Consider the following 3,321-nt stretch of genomic DNA (forward strand, 5'->3'; position numbering starts at 1 on the left):
CCGCTAACTTCATAAGAGCAAGCTCTTAATCCATTCGCTCGACTTGCATGTATTAGGCACGCCGCCAGCGTTCATCCTGAGCCAGGATCAAACTCTCCAATAAAGTTAGTTTGTCTAGCATCTAAAAATAAAAATTGACGTTTCACGTTGTTTGTTTCGTTCAGTTTTCAAAGAACCACTTGGTCGCTCATTTGCGACTTCCTTATGTTAACATCTTCGTTAGTTAATGTCAACTAAGTTTTTTTATTTCGTTTGTCGCTTTCTGCGTTAATGTCATCGGCGACTTGTTCTATATTACACCTCTATCCTCTAATCGTCAATACCTTTTATCCTTTTTATTTTATAAATTATAAAGGGTATTGAATCTTCATCATTTATACTCTGTCCCTAGAGATTAATAAAATGGTGCAGTCACTTTCATAATCGACAGTTTATACTTTCTTATCCCTTACACCTTTCTAAAGAATGAATATCAAGCCATACAAATATATATTAAAGATAGCATTTTTATTGCGAGTACATTCCAGCTACACTCACAATTATCTCCTACCACTTCTCTCTAGGAATTATATACATATATAGAAAGTACCTTAAAGCATATTTGAAGATTTAATTATATATTTTCCTCGCCATCAGTATCTCTTGTAAGGCGATCGTTAGTCCCTCTTACGTATGTGACAAAATTAAATTACTACCCTATAACCCTATTATTAAAAAATACACTGAAGTTTTTTGGTGGGAACATCAAGACCTTTGGGTAATAAAAAAAAGAAACAAAATAATAAACCACGCTCTACTTGTGTATAAATAGAGCGTGGTTTATTATTTTTTACTATATAAGAACTCTTCAATCCATAGCTTATTTAATCTAATGAAACTATTTCCACCTACTATTAAATAATTATTCTTCCTCACGATATCCTCTCTAGTAATAAGATTTTTACTTATCAAACCTAGAAATACAAATAAATGAACTTGGTCACTTCTATTATTCATTCTCTTATAATTGTATGCCTCTTATCAATTTTCATTATCTTTATTTTATATTTTCCTTTTAGAATCACTACCTTATTTAAGGTGACCACAAAAAACACTCATAATATTTACTCATCCCCATAAATAAAACTTCCAAAAGGAGCACTAAATTTATGAAAAATGTAAATCAAGAACTTTTAAATCATGTAATCTTACATAAAGATCGAATTCCACATTTCCATAAAGACTTTCCACTTATACTATTCTGGAGCCATAGAAGCGGATGTACCTCATTGGCTAATTGGTTCTTCTTTCAAATCGGATTATTTACTGAAGCAAAGAAATATAATAATTTTATTCATTACTATGAGTTCTGAGGGTATAAAAATAATACAAATTATATACCCGAGTTACAAAATGGTCTTCTAGCAGCAAAAAAAGATGTTTGTAAACTTATGCGGAATTCCTATACAAGGGCTGTTAGCTCATTTTTATTACTTGCTGATAATCCATATGCTAGCCCTCAGTGGGAAAGTATCCGTCATTATTTTTATAATGACAAATATAGTAACCGAGGAATATCATTTAAACAATTTTTATATTACGTTCGAGCATTAAGTTCCAATACCCTAGCAATGGACATACATTTTAGTCAGCAATACGTTCCAGATGAAGAAAATTTCATCCAACACTATATTCCTTTAGAAGATTTTAATACACAAATCGCCAATATAGAACATATGTACGTTTTAGTTAAATCTAATTTAGCACTTCTTACAAATTCAAATCATCATCGCGCTCATAAAATGATTTATACAGGAAGCTATGCAGAACTCAGCATTACAGATACATCCTTCCCTCGCTTTCCAACATATGAAAGCTTTTATGATAAAGAAACAATGGAGTTAGTTACAGAAATATATACACAGGAATTTGAAATGTATCCGTACACAAAAGGGATATTTTAAATCGATACATTCTTCAATGAATAAAAGCGAATGTATCGCATAGCATAAAGTGAAACTTTAATTAACTTTTGGTTCTCCCCCACTAATATTTCCACCGATTCTCTTTGATTTCGCTGATTGTTGACGTGTGTGTCATATGCATTTTTTACACAGAAGTGATGTCATGCGGAAGATAAGTTGAAGCACAATAATGGATACTGTGTTATTTGCGAGAAGGAAGCTACATTTATAGAACATAATGATTGGCTTAGAGATCATTATCTATGCTCTACATGTAACTCTATACCAAGGCAGCGAGCTTTACTCCATGTTTTAAATACATGTTTTCCAAAATAGAGTTCCTATCATATCCACGAATCCTCCCTGGAGAGATTACAACTCAACTACTAATAAAAAACTGCAAAAACGATACATATTCTCAATACTTAAAAAACTAACCTCTCAGCCAATTCTTTCAAGGAATTAGATGTGAGAACTTAGAAAACATGACTTTCCAAAATGAATCTTTTGATTTGTTCATTACTCAAGATGTTTTTGAACATGTAATGGAGCCAAACAAAGCCTTTAAAGAAATAGAGCGTGTATTAAAACTTGGCGGCGCTCATGTGTTTACCGTCCCTTGGTATCATATACTTACAAAGACTTTGCAAAGAGCAAGAATCAGTAAAGAAGGAAGTGATTATATTGAAGAGCCAATTTATCATGGAAATCCTATAGATGAGAATGGGTCTTTAGTAACATTTGATTGAGGCCAAGATATGATTGAATATATTTATACACATGCAAATATGTATGCCATTTTTTATTTACAAAAGGATAGATCACTGGGAAAAGTAATTTCCCGCCACTTGAACTACGAAGAGCACAAGGGGGATATATCTTGAAAATAATCGCTTTTTACTTACCACAATTTCATCAAATAAAAGAAAATGACAGATAGTGGGGGAAAGGTTTTACTGAATGGATAAATACTAAAAGTGCACGACCTTTATTTTCAGGACATTGCCAACCTAGAGAACCTTATCAAGATTTTTATTATGACTTAACCACCCCATCAGTAAGAAAGTGGCAAGCAGAAATCGCCAAAGCACACGGCATATATGGTTTTGTTATTACCATTACTGGTTTAAAGGAAAGAGGCTATTGGAGAAGCCATTTAATGAGGTACTTAAGGCGGGTGAACCAGATAAAAGGCATAACAGAGGTATGAAAGTATACAAAAAAGACGAGTCATTCTGACTCGTCTTAAGCTTGCTTGGCGACGTCCTACTCTCACAGGGACAAGGTCCCAACTACCATCGGCGCTAGAGAGCTTAACTTCCGTGTTCGGTATGGGAACGGGTGTGACCTCTCTGCCATCATCACCAAACTATGAAGG

Annotated in this window: 2 rRNA genes and 3 pseudogenes; 3 read left to right on the forward strand and 2 right to left on the reverse strand. The window is 33.5% G+C overall.

Annotation, left to right across the window (positions count from 1 at the left end):
• Nucleotides 1-103, reverse strand: a 16S ribosomal RNA gene (locus CO726_RS30525); the annotation flags it as partial.
• A gap of 1,045 nt (nucleotides 104-1,148) precedes the next feature.
• Between CO726_RS30525 and CO726_RS30535 the strand changes: the two are divergent.
• The 3 pseudogenes from CO726_RS30535 to CO726_RS30545 form a co-directional block, all read left to right on the forward strand.
• A pseudogene (locus CO726_RS30535) lies at nucleotides 1,149-1,943 on the forward strand (sulfotransferase family 2 domain-containing protein).
• A gap of 177 nt (nucleotides 1,944-2,120) precedes the next feature.
• Nucleotides 2,121-2,827 (forward strand): annotated as a pseudogene (locus CO726_RS30540) (class I SAM-dependent methyltransferase).
• Nucleotides 2,824-3,131: pseudogene (locus tag CO726_RS30545) on the forward strand (glycoside hydrolase family 99-like domain-containing protein); the annotation flags it as partial. The pseudogenes CO726_RS30540 and CO726_RS30545, both read left to right, overlap by 4 nt.
• Before the next feature lie 65 nt (nucleotides 3,132-3,196).
• On the opposite strand, the gene rrf reads toward CO726_RS30545, so the two are convergent.
• Nucleotides 3,197-3,312: ribosomal RNA gene (gene rrf / locus CO726_RS30550) — 5S ribosomal RNA — on the reverse strand.
• Between the last annotated feature and the right edge of the window lie 9 nt (nucleotides 3,313-3,321).

The sequence above is a fragment of the Bacillus fungorum genome (assembly GCF_002746455.1).
In the GTDB taxonomy this organism is placed as follows: Bacteria; Bacillota; Bacilli; order Bacillales; family Bacillaceae_G; genus Bacillus_A; species Bacillus_A fungorum.